Source organism: Paraburkholderia sp. SIMBA_030, assembly GCF_046535245.1.
In the GTDB taxonomy this organism is placed as follows: domain Bacteria; phylum Pseudomonadota; class Gammaproteobacteria; order Burkholderiales; family Burkholderiaceae; genus Paraburkholderia.
In genome coordinates, this window is the sequence record NZ_JAWRXB010000100.1 from 1 (window position 1) to 437 (window position 437).

The window sequence follows — 437 nt, forward strand, 5'->3', positions numbered from 1 at the left end:
TCTGTTCGAACTCGCCCAAAAGCAGTTCGCGCCCTACTGGCCGGAGACTGCTGGCTCGCTGCCGATCTATGGGATCAACGCCCATATGACGCCGAACGCTGCCGTCCATCTCGGACTGGCGCTGCACGAGCTGATCGTCAACTCCGCCTCCTTCGGCGCAATCGCCGGCGGCGCGGCGTCGATCACGCTGAACTGCCGCGAGGCGGAACTGAACGGCAGGCGGGCGATCGAAGTCACGTGGGCAGAAGCGCTGCCCGACAAGACCGAGATCCATGAATTCAGCGAAAACAGCTTCGGCAAGACGGTTCTGGAACGCGTGGTGCCTTCCTCTATGAACGGCAAGGCAGAACTGAAGCTGATCCCCGGGCGCATCGAATACTCGCTGCTCGTCCCCGAGACCGAATTCGAAATCCTCAAGCGGGCGTGAGATAGCCCCC

The 437-nt window shown here is 62.0% G+C and carries 1 protein-coding gene; it reads left to right on the forward strand.

Annotated features, from left to right (window positions below; all coding sequences use genetic code 11):
• Positions 1-427, forward strand: a 427-nt coding sequence (locus tag SB772_RS39205; RefSeq protein ID WP_410838417.1) for a hypothetical protein, incomplete at its 5' end; no start/stop codon positions are given.
• Positions 428-437 lie beyond the last annotated feature (10 nt).